Here is a 21,312-nt window from a genome sequence, read left to right as displayed (position 1 = left end):
AGTTGTCGTTGTGAGAGACCATAACTCTACTACATCTGCCCTCTCTCTTCATCCTCTTTTTTTGGCAAAGGTATTGAGCAGGATCAACAATTGTCATCGCCGCGATTCTTAATGATATTACGGTGGTAGCAAATTTAGGTGATAGTTCCTTGTTCCATTATCAAACGAGCAAGAAGCAACTCACCAAAATTACTGAAGATCACTCGGTGGCGGGCGTACTTTTACAGGCAGAAATGATTACGACTGAAATGGCTCGATACCACGAAGGGCGACACCGTTTAGAGTATTACTTAGGCTGCGCAAATCTTCCTCCCGAATCTCCTGTACATCAAGTGGCATTAGCATCAGGAGACTTGCTACTTCTATGCACGGATGGCATCAGTAGCTCTTTCTCCAATGAGCAAATGAACAAAATTTTTACGAACGCTGGCGGCAACTTAGATACTCTAGCAGAGCATCTGGTTACGACAGCGCAACGTGCCGGTGAAACCGACAACCAAACGCTGATTTTGTGGCAGCATCACGGTAAAGCAGTAACAGCAGCCGATACTGTTGTGCAGTTTCAGCACAACTGTGTCCCAAATGTGGCGTGCATTTGCCCTCCCTCATGCGTGATGTTCTGCCGATAGGTTCACTGTTGCGTGGCGGAGCCTATCACATTGATTATCCCTTGGGGCGTGGTGGTTTTGGCATTACCTACCGTGCCATCCATCTAGGATTGGACAAGTTGGTAGCAATTAAGGAGTTCTACCCGCGAGAGCATGTAGTACGTGACTCTAGTACCCAAAGTTTAAGTATACCAGCTACCCAGCAAGAGTTTTACCAGCGCGGACTACAACGGTTTATCCGTGAAGGGCGGATTTTAGCCAAGCTCAGTCATCGCAACGTCGTGCAGGTGCAAGACTTATTCGAGGAACAGAACACCGCCTTTTTAGTGATGGAACTAGTGGAGGGCAGAACTCTCAAGGATGAGTTGGCATCTCATCCAAAAGGTCTTCCACTTCAAAGAGTGGAGACGGTGATGGAGCAGTTAGTAGAAGCATTAGAAGCCGTACACCAAGCAGGAGTATACCATCTCGACCTCAAACCTGACAATGTGCTGCTAAGTGGAAATGAACGGGTAGTATTGATCGACTTTGGTGCAGCAGCGCGACAGGGGTTGAGCAGTCACAGTACCAGAGCCTATACAGAGACTTATGCTGCACCAGAAGTGATTGCAGGGAGAGATATAGGACCGGAAAGTGACATCTTTGAGTTAGGGATGATGCTGCATGAGATGTTAACAGGAGAGCGCCCGTTACCAGCTTTGAGTCGATTACTTCAAGATACTTGGCAGCCAAAGTTGGCACAACCGTGGCAGAGATTAATCCAGGCTGCTTTGCCCCTAGGCGGAGACGAGCGTCCCAACAATGTGAGACAGTGGTGGCAAGGTACTGTGGTGTCGCAAAGCCCAATAGTTACCAAGAAAGTGCCTAATGTAGAGACAGTGATTGTCTGTCAAAAGGGTGAATGGCATTACCGTACCATCACTGAAGCAATTCAAAATTCTCAACCTTATACCCGCATCCTTGTGCGTCCTGGCCATTATTTTGAAGGGCTTACAATCAATAAGTCAGTAGAAATTATTGGTGATGGTCCTGTTGAGGCGATCGTTATTGAAACTACTGATCAGCCCTGCTTAATTATGCAGACTGACTACGCTGTAGTACACGGCTTAACCTTACTGAGTCACGCAACAACAGAGATATATTACGATAGCGAATTTGACGAACCACAGGAATTTTACGAATTTTTGTTTGCCAATTATCAAAATTTGTTTAATGTTGTTATTCTTCAAGGACAGCTATTACTACAAGATTGCGACATTACTTCTGTATCGGGAATAGGTGGTGTTGGCATCTTTAATTCTACAGCTAATTCTACCATCTACCGCTGCAAAATTCATCATGGAAAAATTGGAATTGCGTTTTGGGGAAATGGTCAAGGAGTGGTAAAAGAATGCGATATCTTTAACAATATTTATTCTGGGGTACTCCTCTTAGATAAGAGCAATGCTATCATCCGTAACTGTCAAATCCATAACAACGCTGAAGACAACAATAACATTGGTGTTGAGATCTTGGACAATAGTCAAGGAACGGTGGAAGAGTGCGATATTTTTAGCAACGGTTGTGGGATAGTAATTGAGCAGGAAAGTAACGCCACCATTCGTAACTGCCACATTCATAAGCAAGAAAATATTGGAATTGGATTTGGGAACAATAGTCAGGGAAAAGTCATTGATTGTGATATTTTTGGCAATAGTGGCGTAAGTGTGGAAATCACTGAGGGCGCTCATCCCACCATCAGTAACTGCCAAATCCATGACGGCAAAGACGCTGGTGTGTTTATCCACACCCAAGGTCAAGGAACGGTAGTCGATTGTGATATCTTTGCTAATACTTTATCTGGGGTGGTAATTAGGGATGGAAGTAACCCCACCATCCGTAACTGCCAAATCCACGACGGTAAATATGCTGGTGTGTATGTCTATACCAACGGTCAAGGAACGGTAGTCGATTGTGATATCTTTGCTAATGCTAAATGTGGAGTAGTCATTAGCGAGGGCAGCAATCCTATCATCCGTAACTGCCAAATCCATGACGGTAAAGATGCTGGTGTGCTTTTTTATGCTAATGGTCAAGGAACGGTAGCCAATTGTAATATCTTTGGCAATGCTTTATCGGGAGTGGAATTTAGGGAGAGGGGAAATCCAGTTATTCTAGAGTGCAAAATCAATCGGAACAAGGGGAGTGCTGTATATGTACACAAAAACGGTGCGGGAACTGTGGAAAACTGTGATTTGACAGACAACACCAATGGTGCATTCTACATCGAATCTGGATGTCGGGTGCAACGCAGTGTGAACAAAACAGGCTGGTTCTGGTCATTGTAATTGTCAACTATCTACATCGTAATTCACAAACCCAGTTTCTTGGAGAAACCGGGTTTGTGCGCTAAGCGGCGGTTAAACCGTTATGCTTGAGTAAAGGAACTGTGCTTGGTTCACGTCCTCGGAAAGACTTGAATACTTCCATTGGATGCTTACTTCCACCTAAAGCTAGTACTGTATCGCGGTAGCGTCTACCTGTAGCAGATATAGCCTGTTCATTATCTAAACCTGCTTCTTCAAAAGCGGCAAAAGCATCTGCGCTCAGTACTTCGGCCCACTTGTAGCTGTAATAACCAGCCGCATATCCCCCAGCAAAAATGTGACCAAAGGCACACAAGAAGGAATCTTCGGGTAATGGTGGTAAGATGGTGGTAGTTTTAGCTAAGCGATCGCGCACTTGTTTAGGCTCCTCACTACCTGGTTGATAGCGATAGTGTAGTTCCAAATCCAACAAACTAAAGTGGAGTTGTCGCAGCATTCCACTTCCACTCATGTAATTCTTTGCTGCCACTAGTTTTTGATAATAATGCTCTGGTAGTGGTTCGCCTGTTTCGTAATGTTTCGCCATTCCCATTAAAGTAGGGCGATCATAACACCAGTTTTCCATAAACTGGCTGGGTAATTCCACTGCATCCCACTCCACATTATTAATACCTGCTGCCCCAGTATAGTCTACCTTGGTGAGCATGTGGTGCAAGCCGTGACCAAACTCGTGGAATAAAGTTTCAACTTCACGGAAAGTCATGAGGCTGGGCTTACCATCTACTGGGGGAGTTTGATTACACACCAAATAAGCTACAGGTAAACGGGTAGTAGTTGTGCCATTTTCATGTATTTTACCACGGTTGATACAAATATCCATCCATGCACCACCGCGCTTTTCGGCGGGACGGCTGTAGGGGTCTAAGTAGAAGTAGGCGATCGCATTACCACTCTCATCTGCAATTTGGAAATAACGCACATCCTCATGCCATACTGGTGCTTGACCATCGGCTGGTGTCACAGTCACACCAAACAACCGCTTCACCAATCCAAATAAACCATCTAAAACTTGGGGCAGAGGGAAGTAAGGACGTAACTCCTCAGCAGTAAAGGCAAATTTTTCTTCCCGTTGACGTTCTGCCCAAAAACTGATATCCCAATGTTGTAAATCCTCAGCAACTGGAGCATTCTTGTCGGCGGCAAAAGCTTTAAGTTCTGCTAATTCCTGTACCGCAGCATCATAACTAACACTGCGCAGTTCTTCTAACAGTGATTCTACTGCTTCGACACTGGGAGCCATTTTACTTGCTAAGCTCATCTGGGCATAAGTCTTAAAGCCCAGCAACTGCGCAAGTTCTTGCCGTAATTCCAAAGTGCGAACAATTAACGGGTTGTTATCGAACTCTCCTGATGAAGCACGAGTGATAAAAGCTTTGTAAAGCACTTCGCGTAAGTCCCGCCTTGTACTATACTGCATAAAAGGACCAAAACTAGGTGCGTCTAAAGTAATGCGCCAAGGTCCTTGCTCTGGTGTAGCATTTTCTACTCCCGCATCTCTAGAAGCTTGTGCGGCAAGGCTAAGTAAGCTGGGCGGTAAACCATCAACTTCTTCTTTGGTTGTGAGGGTTAAGCTAAAGGCTTTGGTAGCATCTAGTAAATGATTAGAGAACTTGGTAGAAAGTTCTGCTAACTCCATGACTATAGTATTGAAACGCTCTTTTGCCTCTCCAAGTAACCCAACACCGGAAAGTTCAGCATCCCGAATCGCTGCTTCCACAATTCGCTGTTGCGCAGAATCTAAAGTTGCCCAAGTGTCGCTGGTGTGAAGTGCTTTGAAGGCGTTGTAAACGGCTTGGCTTTGGCTTAACTTGTTGGAGAATTGTACCACATTTGGCTGTACAGTTTCATAAGCTTCGCGTAGTTCAGGGCTATTTTTTACACCCATTAAATGGTTGACTACACCCCAACTCCAGTTTAGGCGATCGCTAATTTTGTCTAGCGGTTCGACTAAACCACTCCAAGTTGGCTGTACACTGGTTTCTAACTTAGCTAGTTCTTGGTCTAAGTCTGCTAGTAGTTGGTTGAATGCTGGGACTACATGTTCTGGTTTTATCTCGCTAAAAGGGGGTAGGCCAGTTTTAAGTAAAGGATTATCGACAATGGTAGCCTTTGCACTCATAGTTTGCGTAAATAAATGATTTTTGTTTCTCTATCTTACAAAAAAAATCATTAAAAGCCCCCCATAGTAGCGTATTTATAGTTTTAAGTTAAGATAATTTTGTCATGATGGGTAAACAACAATGGTTGCTTCTATCACTAAATCAACCGATACAGATTTTATACCTTTAGAAGATTTTATCGTTAACCCCCCGGAATATACAGAGTGGGTAGATGGCAAAATTATTGAGAAAACAGGAATGACGTATAAACATGGTTTGGCACAAGGTAAATTAGTCTCTTATTGGAGAGATTACATCATCTCTACAGGACTTGGAGGAGAAATTTGTGTAGAAACACTTTGTCGAACTAAAAAGCAGGCTCGTCGTCCTGATTTGGCTTATATTAGTGCTGAATTGTTGGCTCAATACGGTACTAGCTTCACTATTCTTCCGCAAAGTTTTCCGTTAATAGCAGAAGTTGCATCACCAGACGATAAGGCTGAGGAATTATTTGCTAAGTCTCAAGAATATTTAGATTCCGGTTGTCTGGAAGTTTGGCTACTGTTTCCTGAAACGCGGTTAGTGTTAATTAATAGTCAAAATCAGTGGCAATTGTTTAATACAAATCAAGTTGTCAACACACAAACAGTGTTGACAGGTTTTAGTATCGCTGTAGCTGATTTACTAGCAGCTTAAATATCATTAAATATAGTAAAATTTATCAGAAAATATTTTTTCTAAGTAGAGCGGTAAACTAGCTCTTAGTAAGCGCTTTAGCGAAGACAGCGCTTACTACAAACTAATAATTAATTCATCGCTGCCACACCCTAACGTAATCAACATCGTAGTAAGCCGGAAATGGCGTTGTACTATCTGGAGTACCCGGCCAATTGCCTCCAACTGCTAGATTAACAACAATGTACATTGGTATAGTGGCGATTTGATCTTTTTGTTCAAATCTCTTCCGCTCAACGCCATCGACATACCACACTATTGCATCTGGAGACCATTCAACCGCGAAAGTATGGTAATCTTCAGAATAGTCTTTACCAATGGTTTCATAATAAGTACTAATGTCGAACTCATGCTCGTAGTACGACGCACCATAGTGGTAAACCAGATTAGCCTCATTTGGTCTTTGACCTAGATACTCCACAATATCTATTTCTGGAGGCCAAGCGTATTTTGGAGACAACCAAAATGCCGACCATAATGCCTTACCTTTTGGCATTTTAGCTCTCATTTCCGCATATCCATACAGAAATGTAAATTTGTCATGGCTACTAACCATCCCGGAAGAGTAGGGATAATTCGGTTTTAACTGCTCATTTAAAGCCCGTAGTCTCAGGTTGCCATCCTCAAGGAGAACGTTATATGGCACATACCATTGCATTTCACCATTACTGTTGCTACAGCCTTGAGTAGGATCATTCGGATCTCTCCAGTAGTAGCAAGTACTCCACTTGCTTTGATCTAAAGTTGGTTCTGAAAATTCATCACTAAAAACGAGTTTCCATCCATCACCGGGTGGATCTGCTAATACAGGTGTGGTAGATACAAAACTCGCAAAAAGTAGAGCAGCAGAAATTAATTGCTTACTCAAAAAACTACCTATAGACATATTGTTTAGCTTGTCTTTTTGCGTGTGTGATTAGTCCCCATTAAATATAGCACTAAAAAATTTACTGATATATTTAAAAAACCTATAAGCTTAGATGAATTAGAGTCTTTATATTGAGAGAATTTAAACTGAAATAAAGTAAATACAATATGTGATCCTGATCACTGCTTTTAGTGCTACAGCCATCATATTTTAGTTGCAAATCTTAGCTATCAGAAACCCGGTTTCTTAGAGAAACCGGGTTTCTAGGTGTTTGAGCGCTTGTCTGGTTGATCTGCGATCGCTTCATTACAAGTTTCTCCGATCAACCGAGTTTTTTGGTGTTCATCTTGAATTGCGCTTTATCCAACTTTAGATTGTTACTTTAAAAAATATCAGTCAACTACAATTGTATTTTGATTTGAAAAATTACTTTTTTATTTTGTAACATTTTTTACTTCGCCTATTTATATTACTACAACTATTAGACTTGCTGTACTAAATTCTTCTAATTTTACAGAAAAAATAGCTATTTTTCAAAAAAAACAAGATAATATGAAGCCTTGTTGAATATTATCTGGATAATAAATAGAAAAACGCCGAATTATGTGAATTTCATACAGTTACAAGTTAATCAAAATTGATATGAGAAACTAATCAAACTTTTGCCAAAAAACTATTGACAGATAGAGCATAATCTGTATAAATAGGTAAGCCTTTGAGTCCGTTTTAACGGACTTGAGCTATAAGCCTTGAACTGAAATTCAAGGCTCTAGTTGAGAATTCAAAATAACCCTTTTCTTGGATGCCCGGAGTAAAAATATCCCCACAATCATTAGCCAAACTTCCCACATCATAAAACCAACTGCTGCAACTTCCCATACAGGTGTAGATGGAATTACTGTGGCAAGTAACTCACTTTGCCCAAGCATCCAGAAGGGTACAGTAAAAATTCCCAGCCAACCTACCCAGGATTTGAACAAATGTGAGTGGAGCATAGCTATGCTAACACCTAATGTCCAACCAACCAGCAGAATTTGTCCTAGATGTTCACCAATGACAACGCCACCATATTGATGTACTATTTGGTAAGCAATTGCGATCGCCTCACGCCTAACATTACTTGTAGAGTTAACATACTCTTTCGCCAAGATAGGGATGACAAACACCCAACGCATCAAACCAACAGACTGTAGAGTACTGGAGAGTACACCCATGAAAGTAGCAGTAGAAAGATATGGGGTGTCTGCGCGGGAGAGTACTTTTCCCAACATGGCACTAGCTGGGATAAATAGTAGCGCCATCAGTGCAAAGATAAACCAAGTCAAGATTAGCCCAGTACCACCACTTTGGAACATGGCGATCGCCTGTGTGCTACTGTGGGCATTGAGCCTGATTTGTTGAAAATGCCCGATCAACAAATTACCGGAACACTCCATAGTGCGATGTGGCGTGAAGCAGTCAAGCAAACGGGAGATGAAAACCTGGGCTTACACATTGGTGAAGCTTTCAACATGGCAACGCTGGGCATCGTTGGCTACGTACTAGTGAATTGCCAAACTTATGAGCAAGTACTGTCCAAACTTTCTCGCTACACTCGTCTATTTAGCCAAGGGGCTTATATCCATTACTCTTCAACTAGGGGACAGGTGCTATGCGACTGTGACATAGTAGATAACTTAAAAAATTATTTGTTAGAAGAACCTCGGCACGCAATTGAAAGTACCTTTGCCGCACTGATGACAGCAACAAAAATGTTGACAGGAAGACAACTTACACCCCATGCTGTCTGGTTTCAACACCCGCGCCCAAAAGATATTTCCGAACATGAGCGCATTTTTCCCACAGGTGTTCACTTCTCTCAACCAACCAACAGAATTATTTTTGCTGCCAACTGTTTGAACTGGTCTATTTTATCTGCTAATCCCACACTGTTACAAGTATTTGAGCAACATGCAGAAGCAATGCTCAACGAAAACCAAGCGGAAACTTACACTAACAGTGTCGTTCAGGAAATTACTCAGCATTTGAAAGGCGAAGTCCCTTCGATTGAAGCAATTGCTCGCAATTTAGCTATCAGTGTACGTAACTTACAGCGGCAACTTCAACAAGAAGGCACTTCATATCAAAAAATTCTAGATGAGACGCGCAAAGAATTAGCCCTAAGACACCTGAAAAATCCTCATATTCCCATTCATGATGTAGCATTCTTACTAGGTTTTTCTGAACCGAGTGCATTCCACCGTGCCTTCAAACGCTGGACAAATCAAACCCCACGGGATTATAGATGGAGTATAATTTAAAATGCGTTTATTTTGCTTTCCTTATGCAGGTGGTAGTTCTCTGATTTTTCGTACATGGTCTAACAGTCTACCTAAAAATGTAGAAGTTTGTCCCATCGAACTTCCTGGGCGAGGAAAACAGATGAAGTTAGCCCCACTGTCGCGGCTAGAACCTTTGCTTGGTTTTTTAGAGGATGCAATTGTACCATATTTAGACAAGCCCTTTGCTTTTTTTGGTCATAGCATGGGAGCGCTCATCAGCTTTGAGCTAGCCCGTCTACTGCGCAAAAAATATCACATAGAACCAGTTCACATGTTTGTCTCTGGTCGTCGCGCCCCGCAAATTCCCAATCCAGATCCACCCATCCATACTCTACCAGAGCTTGAGTTTATTGAGAAACTATGCCGTTTCAACGGTACACCTCAAGCAGTACTGGAAAATGCCGAACTGATGCAGCTACTTATCCCTATTCTGAGGGCAGATTTTGCTGTTTTGGAAACTTACGTGTATAATGCTGAACCAGCTTTTGACTGCCCGATCACAGCCTTTGGTGGTTTACAGGATTCAGAAGCTAGTAGGGATGAAATCGAAGGGTGGGAGAAACAAACAAATGCTACATTCTCACTACAGATGTTCCCAGGGGATCATTTTTTCTTAAACTCAGCCCAATCACTACTGCTACAGGCTCTGGCGCAAAAACTGCAGTAGTACAGAATTCGTAGCGAAATATTAAGCAATTTTGTACTTATGTCAAATCTGGAAGTAAGAGCGCAAATTCAGCCAAAAGAGCGTGATACTATGCTTTCGGTAAATGTCAAGAATGGGAGAGAACCTTTGACACTACGGGTTGCTGTTGTTGGATCGGGTCCTGCAGGTTCATCTGCTGCTGAAACCTTAGCGAAAGCAGGGGTGGAAACTTATCTGTTTGAACGCAAGCTAGACAATGCTAAACCCTGTGGCGGTGCAATTCCCTTGTGTATGGTAAGTGAATTTGACCTACCGCAGGATATTATTGATCGCCGCGTGCGAAAGATGAAAATGATTTCGCCCTCGAATCGCGAGGTAGATATCAATTTAGACAATGAAGAAGAATATATCGGCATGTGCCGTCGCGAGGTACTTGATGGCTACCTGCGCAATCGTGCAGCAGCCAAAGGGGCACATTTAATCAATGCCACTGTTCATAAACTAGATTTTCCCATAAATAACACAGACCCCTATACCATTCATTATGTAGACCATACCGAAGGCGGTGCCCAAGGTATTGCCAAAACCCTCAAGGTAGATGTAATTATTGGGGCAGATGGAGCTAACTCCAGAATAGCAAAAGAAATGGATGCAGGGGATTACAATTATGCGATCGCCTTCCAAGAGCGCATTCGTCTACCCCAGCACAAAATGGCATATTATAACGATCTCGCCGAAATGTATGTAGGCGACGACGTTTCCACCGACTTCTACGCTTGGGTATTCCCCAAATACGATCACGTAGCTGTAGGTACTGGCACAATGCACGTTCACAAAGCCAGCATCAAACAACTACAAGCAGGTATCCGCGCCCGCGCCGCCAGAAAACTTGCAGGTGGACAAATTATTAAAGTAGAAGCGCACCCAATTCCCGAACATCCCCGCCCCCGTCGTGTGGTGGGGCGCATAGCTTTGGTGGGTGATGCCGCAGGTTATGTTACCAAATCCTCTGGTGAAGGCATTTACTTTGCTGCCAAGTCAGGGCGGATGTGCGCGGAAACTATTGTGGAAATGTCTAACGGTGGTAGCCGCATCCCCACAGAAGCCGATCTTAAAGTTTACTTAAAGCGGTGGGATCGCAAATACGGACTGACTTACAAAGTACTGGACATCCTGCAAAATGTATTTTATCGCACCGACGCTACCCGTGAAGCCTTTGTGGAAATGTGTGGCGATCGCGATGTGCAGCGACTGACTTTTGATAGCTACCTATATAAGACAGTTGTACCTGCCAATCCCATCACCCAGCTAAAAATTACTGCCAAAACCCTTGGTAGTCTGCTGCGTGGGAACGCTCTTGCTCCTTAAGAAGAGAAAGGGAGTAGGGAGGAAGGGAGTAGGGGAGAGAATTTCTAGACATGAATGTACTATCTCCCTCTTGCCGTTCCCAGACTCCCTCGCACCCCCTCGTTCCCAGGCTCCGCCTGGGAATGCCGTTTTTGAGATGCCTCAAGTCAAAAAGACAAAGTATCTCCGTGGCAAGTAATTTTTTCCTCAGTATTGTGTTATATATAAAACGTCGTATAAAATTAACATAGTGTCTTAGGATTACGAATTCACTTGCCGCATATCATAAATTCGTTGATAAAAGTTAAATTTTTGCGGAAACTTACCATCTTATATGTAAAGATTTAATAAAAATATTATAAATTTATTTGCATTTACTCAGTAAGTTTACTAAGGTGGACAAGTTACCAAAGAAGAGCTCCTGGATAGGAGTCGAAGCCTGACTATGAAACCAAGTTCGGTTTTAACCAATACTCTGTCCACTGTGGCTGTCACCATCTTGACAGCACTAGGTTTCTCCAGCCAAGCTCAAAGTTTAACTATTTCCGGTAACTCAAGTGGAACCTGGGGAATACCTAATCCAGGGAGCATCAATACCAACCCAGTATATTCAGGTGTGGGAACCAATTCATTTACGTGGGGCGAACCTATCATAGATGATACGGTTGACATTGGCACACCTGTAAATAGACTCACCTTTAGTGGACAGTCATTTTCCGCAGACATTGACTATTTATTCAAGGTAGGCAATTTAACTTACTTTAATGGGAGAGTGCCACCAGGTACAAATGTTGAGTCTGTACCTTTGAATTTGAGTTTATCATTGACAAATCCCATTAGCCTCAATGAAGTTATTAACTTCGACTTTGAATTAGAAAATACAAATAATCTACCAGAAAATACTCCCGAACAAAACGCAGACATAGTTTATGTGAAAAATAAACTTGGCGAACGCAGTTTCACACTTAATGGTGAACAATATCTACTTGATCTAATTGGCTTTAGCCAAGATGAAGGAGATTCAAGTGTTAGCCAATTCCGCGTTTTAGAAGGAGAAGCAACTACAGCAGGTGTTTTCGCGAGAATTACTCGCCAAACGCCCACCGAACAAATCCCTGAACCAGCGACTATTACTGGTTTAAGTGTGTTAAGCATCTACCTTCTTGTTTCCCGCAAAAAATTACTCAGGAATTTTCAAGGGTTATCTGCTTCTGAAAAGGATACTTGAGCGAAGTATGCTTATTTTTAGATTCCCGACTTCTTCAAGAAGTCAGGAATCTGGTAAAATTTATTGGCACTCCAGAAATAATCAGCGAACAGAGTGCCAATTTTTCATTCTACCTCTATTGTTGTAGCGCTTTCACTCTTTTCCGGGACACTGGGTAGTTCTAAACAATAACCCGCACCATATACAGTCTTGATGTAACGCGGATGACGCGGATCGGGTTCTAACTTAGTTCTCAAGTGGCGGATATGCACTCGAATGGTTTCAATATCATCATCAGGATCGTATCCCCAAACTTCCCTAAGGATTTCGCTGGGGGAAACCGTCTGCCCGTGACGTTGAAGCAAACAGTGAAGTAGCTCAAATTCCAAATGAGTTAGTTTCACCGTCTGAGTAAACCAAATCGCCTCGAATCTTTCGGGAACCAAAGTAATTGGTCCGTAGCTAAGAATTTCGCTGTGCTTTGCCGCTTGAGGAATCCGATCAGTACGTCGCAATAACGCTCGCACCCGCGCCAGCATTTCTTCAACTTCAAATGGCTTGGTGAGGTAGTCGTCTGCGCCGGCGTTGAAGCCTTCTACTTTATCTTGCGTCTGGCTTAGAGCAGTCAACATGAGCACTGGAATTTCAGCAGTCCGCTCATCTCGCCGTAGGCGCTGGCAAACAGTAAATCCATCTACCCTGGGCAACATCAGGTCAAGCATAATCAAATCTGGCTGTAGCTGGAGAGCTAGGGCTTGACCTTTGATCCCGTCTTCAGCTTGGCTGACATCGTATCCAGCCATTTCCAAGTTGACGGCAACGAGTTCTGAAATTGCTGGGTCATCGTCTATGACAAGAATCCTCGGCATTATTTAAAGATATAGTACTACCTGTTAAGGATCAATAAGAATCTTTGGTAGATACAAAGATTGCTTTATTAATTATAAAAAATATTTTAAATCTAACAGAATGATTAAGATCAAAGGATTGTAAAACCAAGACTAAACTATAATAAATCTTTATGAGTATTTGTTACGCACTCTACAATCCACCATTAATTTGGCAAAATGGTGTGGCAATGACTATCCACACTGCTTTATGGGGACCCAGAAACTGGGAACGGACTATAAAATACCCAACACCACCCTATGAGGAAAAAATCTTTAGCGGTAGTAAAGGCGTACCAATTTTTGGTTGGGTTGCTATTCCTCCGGGCGCTCACAGTACTATTGTTGGTACTTACGGGATTACAGGTGAGTTAAATAATCAATGGTATCTCCAATTACTTTTACGTAAGGCATACGCTCAAGGTTATGCTGTGGTGTTATTTGATTGGCGTGCTCATGGTAAGACGGCTGAGTTGTCGCCAACGTTGACAAGTGATGGTTTGTATGAGGGGGAAGATTTTGTTCACATCGCCGCAACTGCCAAAACAATGGGATGTCCGCCCAAGTTTTGGTTTACAGGCTATTCTTTAGGAGGGCAATTAGCTCTGTGGGCGGTGAAAGCAGCTACTGTGGTTAATGAGGATTTAGGACTTAAAGACAGTGACATTGGCGGTGGGGCGGTGATTTGCCCTTCTTTGGATTCCAAGCGATCGCTATCCTACCTAAACACAACTCGCTTTGGCAGGTATATTGATCAAGCGATCGCTCGACAGTTAAACCTCTTAGCGTGGCGAATTCACGATGCTCATCCGGGGAGTCTTGATTCTGCTGCAATTCAACGCGCCAACAACATCTGGAATTTTGACAAAGAATTGGTGATTGGGCGGTTAGGTTTTCCCACTGTCGAAGCTTATTACGATGCAAGTAGTGCTTTACCTTTGCTGCCAAATTTATCCAAGCCTACCTTAATTATCTACGCCAAAGACGACCCACTGTTTGACCCGGCAATTATACCTGATTTACAAGCTGCCTGTGCTAGCAATTCAAAAATAGATTTGTTGCTTACTGAGCGCGGGGGGCATGTTGGCTACATAAGTAGTAAACAATGTCAGCGCCAAGTAAAAGATCCCGATCCTTGGTGGGCGTGGAATCGGATTTTACAATGGTTGGAGCAACAAAGGTAGCATTGCTATGAAGGAACGGGCAATCCTGCCCGTCCCACAAATATTACTTGGTTTCCAAATTAAACAAAAAAGAATTGGCTAGAATTGGTAAGACTTACACTGGAAAGCGATACTCCCTGAAGAATTCCAATCAATTCTGAAGTGCCATTATTAAAGAATATTCCTGTGCCGGATGGTAAACCACTAGGAGATGCACCTAAGGAATAGTTACTACGTGAGCCTGCTAATTGAATTCTGTCTTCGCCTCGAGAGAAGGTATCGCTAGCAAAGCCAAAATCGGTAATCAGAGCGTAGTCGCCTCTTCCGCCTGTAGAACTACTGCCATCATTGTAAAAAACTACATCAGAGCCACTGATTACTGCTCCTAAGACGAAGATATCGTCACCTGAGCCACCAGTTAAAGTATCAATTTCACCTCTGCCAAATCCTGATAAGGTATTGGCACCAGTTAGTCTATCGTTGCCATCACCACCAATTAATCTATCATCCCCAGCGCCGCCATTGAGAGTATCATCACTGTCCCTACCCTCCAGTCGATTGTTATCACTGTTGCCAGTAATGCTGTCGTCCTCTGCCGTACCAATTACATTGATAAAGTTTTCTACGGCAAAAGAACGTCTACCGATAGTTGGGATGTTAACTGTTAGGTTCTCATTATTTAAGTTGACGGATATGGATGCTCCTCCTGCACTGCTACTGGCATCGATCACATTAGTTTTGTCGATCGCACCGATAATCCTTTCGATTTCTGATATGGTATCAGTACCAAGACCACCACCTTTGCTGATTCTGCCTTGAGGTAATATTGTTACAGCTTGATTGAGAGCGCTGTAGTCTGCAATATCAGATCCACCGTTACCATCGAATCTGTCATTACCAGCACTGCCAATGAATATGTCATTGCCGCTAGTACCCACAAAATTGTTATTACCATCTGTACCATTGAAAACTGTCATATGAATTTACCTGTGTGTAAACTTAAGTGATAGAAGCTTTTGATTACTAGAAGTTGACCTTGAAACACCTACTTTAGCCATAGGGCAAGAAGCTCACGTGCGTATGTTGTGTATACAAGTGCAAATAGACATTTGAATATGTCAGGCTCAGATTGGAATTATCCAGCCTATCCTCTAGATATATGCTTCTATTTATTACTCAGTTCTAAACAGTCTGTTTTACGCAACAAAGTTATATATTTAACCAAAACTTAATTTATTTTTTCGTATAAAAATAAAAGAGTAATGGGTGAGATTACAGCATAAGTGTGTTTTCAGACAAAGATACAATCTTCATCAAAAAAATATAAATCCTGAGCAAAAATTCATCTTAGCTTCAATAAAAATTATGATTTTTTAAAAGTAAAAATTAACTATTACTATTAAAAATAATTTTGTCAATGTTTAAATTTTATTAGTCTTTCAAGCTTCAAAAATAATTATAAATGCTGGACTATTATCACTTCATACTGATGTGTGTCAAGTAAAATTACTATTAAAAATAAAAAAAAAATTGCTGTTTTTGACAGTATTTAAATTCCATTTGGAGCATAAAATTAACTAGTCTAATTCAAATAGATTTTCACTTATATCTAAGAACAGATAGGTTTAGCAATTCTGTTAATCCGACTCAACAAGCATATGTAAAAACATATGGCAGATATAGGGGAGCAAGAAAAGAGGAATAGACGAGAGCGTTAATACTTCACCAGTTAATAAGTTTTCAAAAGAGGATAAAGCTAATGGCAACTAAAGGCACACCTGGTAACGATAATCTCCAAGGTAATAATGGCAACGATATCTTCATTGGTTCTCGTGGTAATGACCGAATTGATGGAAATGGTGGATTTGATACTGTAGACTATAGAGAATTAGATCGGGCAATTACGATCTTAACTAGAGGCACAGTTAGTAAAGGAATTAATGGTACTGATACTCTGATAGAAATTGAGCAAATTATTGCACCAGTTAGACTCGTTAATGAGATTGATGCTTCTGGCAGTACAGGCGGGGCGGCTATAACAGTTAACCTGGCAAACAAAAGTTTGAGTACTAATATTCCTGGGGTTGGTTTACGTTCTTTCACCATTGAGAATTTTGTTAATGTTACTGGTTCACCTTTTAACGACACTATCACTGGTGATAGTGGTAACAATATCCTGATTGGTGGAAATGGCAATGATACCCTTAATGGTGGAGGAGGTTTTGACACTCTAGTAGGTGGATTTGGTGATGATACTTACATAGTTGACTCTACCACTGACATTATTACTGAGTTTGAATCTCAAGGTATAGATACTGTTCGGGCTTCTGTTAGCTATACGTTAGGTGCTTTTTTAAATAATTTGATTTTGACAGGTTCTAACGCTATTAACGGTACTGGTAATGGACTGGATAATTTTATTAGTGGCAACAGTAATAACAATGTCCTTAATGGTGGCGGTGGCAACGATACTATATTGGGTGGTGATGGAAACGATCGCCTCATCGGTGCTAACACTCAATCAGGGTTTGGTAGAGGTGAAATTGATGTTTTACGTGGTGAGGGGGGTAATGATGTTTTCGTATTAGGAACAGTAATCAATGGCAATGATGTAGTTTTATACAACGATGGCACTAGTTCTAGTAGGGGAACTGGCGATTATGCTTTGATTGAAGACTTTGGATTTGCTGGTGATAGTTTTGCACGCGGCGATGATAAAGTTCAGTTGGCTGGCACTCGTAGCAACTATTCTTTGGGTTCATCTCCGGTTGGTTTACCAACCGGTACAGCAATATTTTTCGGTAGTAGTTCTGGTGGAGAACTCATTGGTATTTTGCAAGGAATTTCACTTTCAAATGTAAGTCTGAGCAATTCTAACCAGTTCATTTTCGTCTAATTGAAATCGCACTTGAGCGATCGCTCAAGTGCGAGAATTGATTCAATCAAACAGGACTTACGCAGGCGATGTTATCGACTTGCCGCCAGCACGTCTACGCATCTGCTGCCAATGCCTACTACCAACGAACAAGGCAGCAAATACCCACGCGCCAGTGGCAATCACCTTGTCAGCTAAGGGATCAGCACCTGTAAAAATGCCTGTTCCTCTCATATTTGACAAGGTGGCTGTAAATGCTATGTTGCTATTATTATTAATGGCGGCATTACCTAGTGCGGAGAACGAACCACTGGTATCAAAAATCGTCTGCACGTCACCACTCAGCACAAGTAAGTTTTGGTACTAAGATACAATCTTCATCAAAAAAATAGAAACCATAAGACAAAATTCATTTTAGCTTCAAGTATAATTATTTCTCTTTAAAAACGAAAATTAACTGACAAACATGGCATGATTCAGGCAAGTATCTGTACACACAAATCCTCAAATCCTCTCCCCTGCTTCTGGGCTGTCTGGAGGTAGCATCAGAGTTAATGCGAGAATTCCTAAAATTTTATCTACCTCTTTAATGAAATAATCACTTTTATCAATAAAGACAGTGCGATCGCATAGTTTGAGGAATTTCCAATCAGTTCCTGTGGTTAATACACCATAAATTTCGTTTACATCTGTTCCTTGCCTTTGATTGAATAACTGAGCTGCAATCATTGTGGCTATGCATTGTCCTAATCTTGATTTAATGCTTTCATTCTTTGCTTCTACGATTGTGACAACAGGACTGTTAATATCGTATTGTTCTGGTGAACGACTCAAAATAAAATCACATCGTCCCTCTAAACCTTTTTCTGCATATACATTAAACTCTGAGCCAGAAAAAATACTAATCTGATAATTGAAGTATCGTCTGACTTCGATCATTACTGGCATAATAACTAGTTCAGAACGGGCTTTTTCTGTATTAATTGCAGTCACTAAAGGTAAATGTTCAGAGAGAATAAAGGTAAGATAATTAGTAGGAGCAACTGCCTGTATATTTATGAATAAATCTTGGTTTTCTATAATATTTAACTTAAAATCAGTTTTAACTTTGTTGAAACTAAAAGCATTATAGGGCATCATAATTATTTAATACAGCGCTTTGCATCTAAATGGAGTACACCCCTCCCTACCCTCCCCGATTCATGGGGAGGGTGCGCGATAGCGCGGGTGGGGTATTTTTGTACTTCATAAAGTTGAAATCTGCTGTATCATGTCCGGTTTAACACTTATAATAAGGCATGTAGTTGCGTAGCGTTCTTAGAGTTAAGTGCGCTCTCTGCGCAACTACGAACCGAGAATGATTTATTAACGCCGAGCTAATATCTGAAGTATTATTCAGAAACTCCACCTGCTACCCAAGAGTCAAGACCAACAGCGTCTCCCCCACCAATGCTAACATCACCGCCAATATAAACACCATTGGGAATTTTAACTTTAGTAAAAACTTTGTTCTCCCTACTGCGGTTTTCACTGAGGTTTAGTGGACCTATAATAGTTGAAGCACTCCACTGTCCAAGTCGTTCAATGGTTGAAGAATTCAAATTAGTCTTTCCACTCATAATAAGTCACCCTCTCCTTAAAGGAGTAAAATTAAACGGTTTGTCAGCTTTGTTACTTTTTAGGTTTTGAAGTCAAATAACTTGACTTTTACAATAGGTATAATTTCTTTACCTGGATCTATTTTAAAGCCTTTTGGTGTGCAAATACAAGCCCCAATGCTGCTCGATTGGCAATCCGCCTAACCTAGAACCTAGAACTGAAGTTCTAGGCTGATAGCTCAAGTCAGCTTCATCTGAGTAATTTGTTGGTTTTTAGTCCGTTTTAACGGAATGCGAGCTATTAGCCATGTACTGAAGTACATGGGTACATCGCGCTCTTAGCTTTTGCCTATTTCCGTGTTAAGCTTATTGAGATAAACTTGGGCTTTTTCTATTAATTTTGTACAACTATCTGAATGATTAGCTACTATTGAGAATGCTTCACGAGCCTGTTCTAAATTTTTAGTTTCATGAAGAGAAACACCATAGTTGAAGTAAGTTTGTATTGTTTTATCACCCAGTTTAATTGCTTTTTCGTAGTGTGTTTTAGCTTCTGAATGTTTACCTAATTTCTGGTAGACTATTGCTAGGTTTCTATGCACTACATATAAACCACCACCCTCGCGTTGCTCCTCGTGATTTTCAGCTTCAGTTGTCTGGTGATAAATGTTGATCGCCTTGCTATATTTTTGAATAGCCTCTTCATAAAGTCTACTAGCTTCCTCATTTCTTCCTTCACGAGCTTTGATATCTCCCTCGTATGATTTGAGTAGCCCATAGTTAGTAAATGCAGATACTGAAGTATTATCTTTGTCAACGGTAGCCTTCTCAAAGTCATGGTTGGCTCTACGATAATAGTTGGCTCCCTGTTGAATCCGCTCCTCACTATATGCAGCTAAACCTAACTGTAGATTGGCGTAACCACGCCGAGCATAAAGTCGAGCAGAAGTAACTTTGGAATGAGCGATCGCGCGATCGTACTTTTCAATTCCCTCAGTATACCTGCCTAAACTACACAAAGCTACACCCCAAGTAGTCCAGAGAACAGGACTTTCATAGCCTAGCAAATTTGCGATCTCAAAATCTTCAATTGCGGATAAAAATTGACTTTCTCCTGCTGCTATTGTATTATATGCTATGCCACGGTAACAATATGCTGCTTCAAGCCGAGGATTTAACTCTAATGCTTTAGTCAAGCTTTCAATTGCCGAAAATGCATCATTTAAACCTAATTGAGCTAAACCAAGATTACTAAAAGCTTCAGCAAAATGAGGATTTATATGAATAGCTTTTCTCGTATCTTGAATTGCGTCATCATACCTTTTTTCTTGAATGTATATGACACTTCTATTACTATAAGCAGGTGCTAATTTAGGCTCTAAACTAATAGCTTTATCGTAGGCTTTCCCTGCTTCATATGGTTGATTCAGCAGATAATGGGCAACACCTAAGTAAACATATTCTTTGGCATTTTCTGGATTCTCTTTTAAAAATTCTTTTAATTTTTTAATTTCTACCTCAATTTCCTTCTGATTAATGAGACTGATCGATATATGTCGTCTAATCGGAACATCATCCTGAGCTTCTGGATAAGCTAAACCTCCTGTAATCGTAAGAATATTAAAATCCCTGTTCAAAGAATTGATGACAAATTCCTTACCACTAGCAGCTTGTTTACGCGCCACTTCAGGAGCATTTTCGTAATATGCTTTAATATGATTATAGTTTTGATAATTAGAATAATCCCTTAAAATGCTTATTTCATCTTCATCTAGTGATGCGAAACCTAGAACTGATAGTGGACGCTTTTGCTTTTGCTGATTACAGTTATTGTTCTGGTTATCTGTACTATTATTTGCTCCTTCTTGATTTCCACCGTGATGTAATCCAAAATCAATTAAGGCATTTTGTAACTCATGAAATGTATTAATATTTATTTCTCGAAACCGCTCAATCTTTGCTCCTACTTTCATGTATAAAATAGCTTGATCGACCCAGTTAATAATTTGTTGTGTATCAAACTGAGTAGATAGAAGTAACTTACATATATCTGTAGTAGCTAAACTTTGTACGTTGTCGATGCCTAGCTCAGAAAGTCGAGCCTCGTGCCATGTATTTATCCCAAAAATATTTTTTAAAGGGTATTCATTATATTGATCGAGAGGTGCATTTAAAGCACGATTAGTAACAAAGTTTATCCAACGCACGCCACGGGTGGGAAAAATTCCAATTAGAAAAGCTAATACTTGCCAAGGCAAAGTTGATTCAGCACCGGGAATTCCATTTGCACTATTTTGTTTAGGTGGTGGAGTAGCTTCTGGCTGAGACTTTAAGGGTGTTGGTGATTCAGCCGTTGGAGTTGGAGTTGTATTTACACTATCTTGTTTAGGTGATGGCAGCTTTGGGTTAACTCCATCAATAAATGAAGCAATGCTAAACGTGATAACTGCTGCTAGTAAAGTTCGTAGGATAACAGCACTATATACCTGTGGTTGTAAGTCGAAAGTATTGTATCGTAACTTTTCACTTCCCCCTAAAAACAAGAGTCAAGAAACAGCAGGAATAGAAGGTGGAGAAAAGCCCTTACGACGT

At 41.2% G+C, this 21,312-nt stretch carries 18 protein-coding genes; 9 read left to right on the top strand and 9 right to left on the bottom strand.

From position 1 onward, the window contains the following. Positions 1-122: 122 nt before the first annotated feature. On the top strand, positions 123-629 hold the full coding sequence (locus ICL16_RS11300; protein ID WP_202895500.1) for a SpoIIE family protein phosphatase: 507 nt from the start codon (positions 123-125) through the stop codon (positions 627-629). After that, complete coding sequence (locus ICL16_RS11295; protein WP_190827462.1) at positions 590-2,935, top strand: right-handed parallel beta-helix repeat-containing protein; 2,346 nt, start codon at positions 590-592, stop codon at positions 2,933-2,935. The genes ICL16_RS11300 and ICL16_RS11295 overlap by 40 nt, the downstream gene beginning before the upstream one ends. 61 nt (positions 2,936-2,996) lie before the next feature. On the opposite strand, the gene ICL16_RS11290 is transcribed toward ICL16_RS11295, so the two are convergent. Further along, a complete protein-coding gene (locus tag ICL16_RS11290; protein WP_190827460.1) occupies positions 2,997-5,093 on the bottom strand; it encodes a M3 family metallopeptidase in 2,097 nt (698 codons plus the stop codon). A gap of 121 nt (positions 5,094-5,214) precedes the next feature. Here ICL16_RS11290 and ICL16_RS11285 point away from each other — a divergent pair, with 121 nt between their 5' ends. Further along, a complete protein-coding gene (locus ICL16_RS11285) occupies positions 5,215-5,769 on the top strand; it encodes a Uma2 family endonuclease (protein WP_190827458.1) in 555 nt (184 codons plus the stop codon). A gap of 115 nt (positions 5,770-5,884) precedes the next feature. Here the strand turns inward: ICL16_RS11285 and ICL16_RS11280 are convergent, their stop codons facing one another. After that, positions 5,885-6,694 (bottom strand): glycoside hydrolase family 16 protein, encoded by an 810-nt coding sequence (locus ICL16_RS11280; protein WP_190827456.1) that lies wholly within the window; start codon positions 6,692-6,694, stop codon positions 5,885-5,887. A 743-nt stretch (positions 6,695-7,437) separates the two neighbouring features. Then, the gene (locus tag ICL16_RS11275; protein WP_238360727.1) at positions 7,438-8,091 is read right to left on the bottom strand and encodes a DUF4386 domain-containing protein; all 654 of its coding nucleotides are present in this window, start codon (positions 8,089-8,091) and stop codon (positions 7,438-7,440) included. Here ICL16_RS11275 and ICL16_RS11270 point away from each other — a divergent pair. From ICL16_RS11270 to ICL16_RS11255, 4 genes are all read left to right on the top strand, one after another. Then, entirely contained in the window at positions 8,080-8,976 is an 897-nt protein-coding gene (locus ICL16_RS11270) for an AraC family transcriptional regulator (protein ID WP_190827452.1), read from the top strand. The genes ICL16_RS11275 and ICL16_RS11270 overlap by 12 nt on opposite strands. 1 nt (position 8,977) lies before the next feature. Continuing rightward, on the top strand, positions 8,978-9,664 hold the full coding sequence (locus ICL16_RS11265) for a thioesterase II family protein (RefSeq protein ID WP_190827450.1): 687 nt from the start codon (positions 8,978-8,980) through the stop codon (positions 9,662-9,664). 90 nt (positions 9,665-9,754) lie between these two features. Beyond that, positions 9,755-11,011, top strand: coding sequence for a geranylgeranyl reductase (gene chlP, locus ICL16_RS11260; protein ID WP_190827466.1), 1,257 nt, complete (start codon positions 9,755-9,757; stop codon positions 11,009-11,011). 424 nt (positions 11,012-11,435) lie between these two features. Next, positions 11,436-12,218, top strand: a complete 783-nt coding sequence (locus ICL16_RS11255) for a choice-of-anchor K domain-containing protein (protein ID WP_190827448.1) — start codon at positions 11,436-11,438, stop codon at positions 12,216-12,218. Between the two features lie 104 nt (positions 12,219-12,322). Here the strand turns inward: ICL16_RS11255 and ICL16_RS11250 are convergent, their stop codons facing one another. Next, positions 12,323-13,066 carry a response regulator transcription factor gene (locus ICL16_RS11250; protein ID WP_190827446.1) on the bottom strand — a complete coding sequence of 248 codons (744 nt, stop codon included), beginning with the start codon at positions 13,064-13,066 and terminating at the stop codon, positions 12,323-12,325. Positions 13,067-13,218: 152 nt separating this feature from the next. Between ICL16_RS11250 and ICL16_RS11245 the strand changes: the two genes are divergently transcribed. Beyond that, positions 13,219-14,268 carry a YheT family hydrolase gene (locus tag ICL16_RS11245; protein WP_190827444.1) on the top strand — a complete coding sequence of 350 codons (1,050 nt, stop codon included), beginning with the start codon at positions 13,219-13,221 and terminating at the stop codon, positions 14,266-14,268. Between the two features lie 59 nt (positions 14,269-14,327). On the opposite strand, the gene ICL16_RS11240 is transcribed toward ICL16_RS11245, so the two are convergent. After that, positions 14,328-15,224: a calcium-binding protein gene (locus tag ICL16_RS11240; protein ID WP_190827442.1), complete on the bottom strand. Its 897-nt coding sequence runs from the start codon at positions 15,222-15,224 to the stop codon at positions 14,328-14,330. 782 nt (positions 15,225-16,006) lie between these two features. Here ICL16_RS11240 and ICL16_RS11235 point away from each other — a divergent pair. Then, complete coding sequence (locus ICL16_RS11235; RefSeq protein ID WP_190827440.1) at positions 16,007-17,143, top strand: calcium-binding protein; 1,137 nt, start codon at positions 16,007-16,009, stop codon at positions 17,141-17,143. Positions 17,144-17,200: 57 nt separating this feature from the next. Here ICL16_RS11235 and ICL16_RS11230 read toward each other — a convergent pair whose 3' ends face one another. The 4 genes from ICL16_RS11230 to ICL16_RS11215 form a co-directional block, all read right to left on the bottom strand. Beyond that, positions 17,201-17,470 carry a hypothetical protein gene (locus tag ICL16_RS11230; RefSeq protein ID WP_190827438.1) on the bottom strand — a complete coding sequence of 90 codons (270 nt, stop codon included), beginning with the start codon at positions 17,468-17,470 and terminating at the stop codon, positions 17,201-17,203. A 156-nt stretch (positions 17,471-17,626) separates the two neighbouring features. Beyond that, the gene (locus ICL16_RS11225) at positions 17,627-18,259 is read right to left on the bottom strand and encodes a hypothetical protein (RefSeq protein WP_190827464.1); all 633 of its coding nucleotides are present in this window, start codon (positions 18,257-18,259) and stop codon (positions 17,627-17,629) included. A 254-nt stretch (positions 18,260-18,513) separates the two neighbouring features. Continuing rightward, positions 18,514-18,741, bottom strand: a complete 228-nt coding sequence (locus ICL16_RS11220; protein WP_190827436.1) for a hypothetical protein — start codon at positions 18,739-18,741, stop codon at positions 18,514-18,516. Positions 18,742-19,058: 317 nt separating this feature from the next. After that, a complete protein-coding gene (locus ICL16_RS11215) occupies positions 19,059-21,263 on the bottom strand; it encodes a tetratricopeptide repeat protein (RefSeq protein WP_238360726.1) in 2,205 nt (734 codons plus the stop codon). Positions 21,264-21,312: the final 49 nt, after the last annotated feature.

It is taken from the genome of Iningainema tapete BLCC-T55, from assembly GCF_014698965.1.
GTDB classification, from domain to species: domain Bacteria; phylum Cyanobacteriota; class Cyanobacteriia; order Cyanobacteriales; family Nostocaceae; genus Iningainema; species Iningainema tapete.
The sequence above is the reverse complement of the archived record's forward strand: the minus strand, read 5'-3'. Positions and strand labels throughout refer to the sequence as shown.

What these genes read in the sequence shown, in the direction of transcription:
- ICL16_RS11290 (WP_190827460.1), bottom strand. Translation starts at nt 5,093, where the DNA reads ATGAGTGCAAAGGCTACCATTGTCGATAATCCTTTACTTAAAACTGGC.
- ICL16_RS11285 (WP_190827458.1), top strand. Translation starts at nt 5,215, where the DNA reads ATGGTTGCTTCTATCACTAAATCAACCGATACAGATTTTATACCTTTA.
- ICL16_RS11280 (WP_190827456.1), bottom strand. Translation starts at nt 6,694, where the DNA reads ATGTCTATAGGTAGTTTTTTGAGTAAGCAATTAATTTCTGCTGCTCTA.
- ICL16_RS11270 (WP_190827452.1), top strand. Translation starts at nt 8,080, where the DNA reads ATGCCCGATCAACAAATTACCGGAACACTCCATAGTGCGATGTGGCGT.
- ICL16_RS11265 (WP_190827450.1), top strand. Translation starts at nt 8,978, where the DNA reads ATGCGTTTATTTTGCTTTCCTTATGCAGGTGGTAGTTCTCTGATTTTT.
- chlP (WP_190827466.1), top strand. Translation starts at nt 9,755, where the DNA reads ATGCTTTCGGTAAATGTCAAGAATGGGAGAGAACCTTTGACACTACGG.
- ICL16_RS11255 (WP_190827448.1), top strand. Translation starts at nt 11,436, where the DNA reads ATGAAACCAAGTTCGGTTTTAACCAATACTCTGTCCACTGTGGCTGTC.
- ICL16_RS11250 (WP_190827446.1), bottom strand. Translation starts at nt 13,066, where the DNA reads ATGCCGAGGATTCTTGTCATAGACGATGACCCAGCAATTTCAGAACTC.
- ICL16_RS11245 (WP_190827444.1), top strand. Translation starts at nt 13,219, where the DNA reads ATGAGTATTTGTTACGCACTCTACAATCCACCATTAATTTGGCAAAAT.
- ICL16_RS11240 (WP_190827442.1), bottom strand. Translation starts at nt 15,224, where the DNA reads ATGACAGTTTTCAATGGTACAGATGGTAATAACAATTTTGTGGGTACT.
- ICL16_RS11235 (WP_190827440.1), top strand. Translation starts at nt 16,007, where the DNA reads ATGGCAACTAAAGGCACACCTGGTAACGATAATCTCCAAGGTAATAAT.
- ICL16_RS11225 (WP_190827464.1), bottom strand. Translation starts at nt 18,259, where the DNA reads ATGCCCTATAATGCTTTTAGTTTCAACAAAGTTAAAACTGATTTTAAG.
- ICL16_RS11220 (WP_190827436.1), bottom strand. Translation starts at nt 18,741, where the DNA reads ATGAGTGGAAAGACTAATTTGAATTCTTCAACCATTGAACGACTTGGA.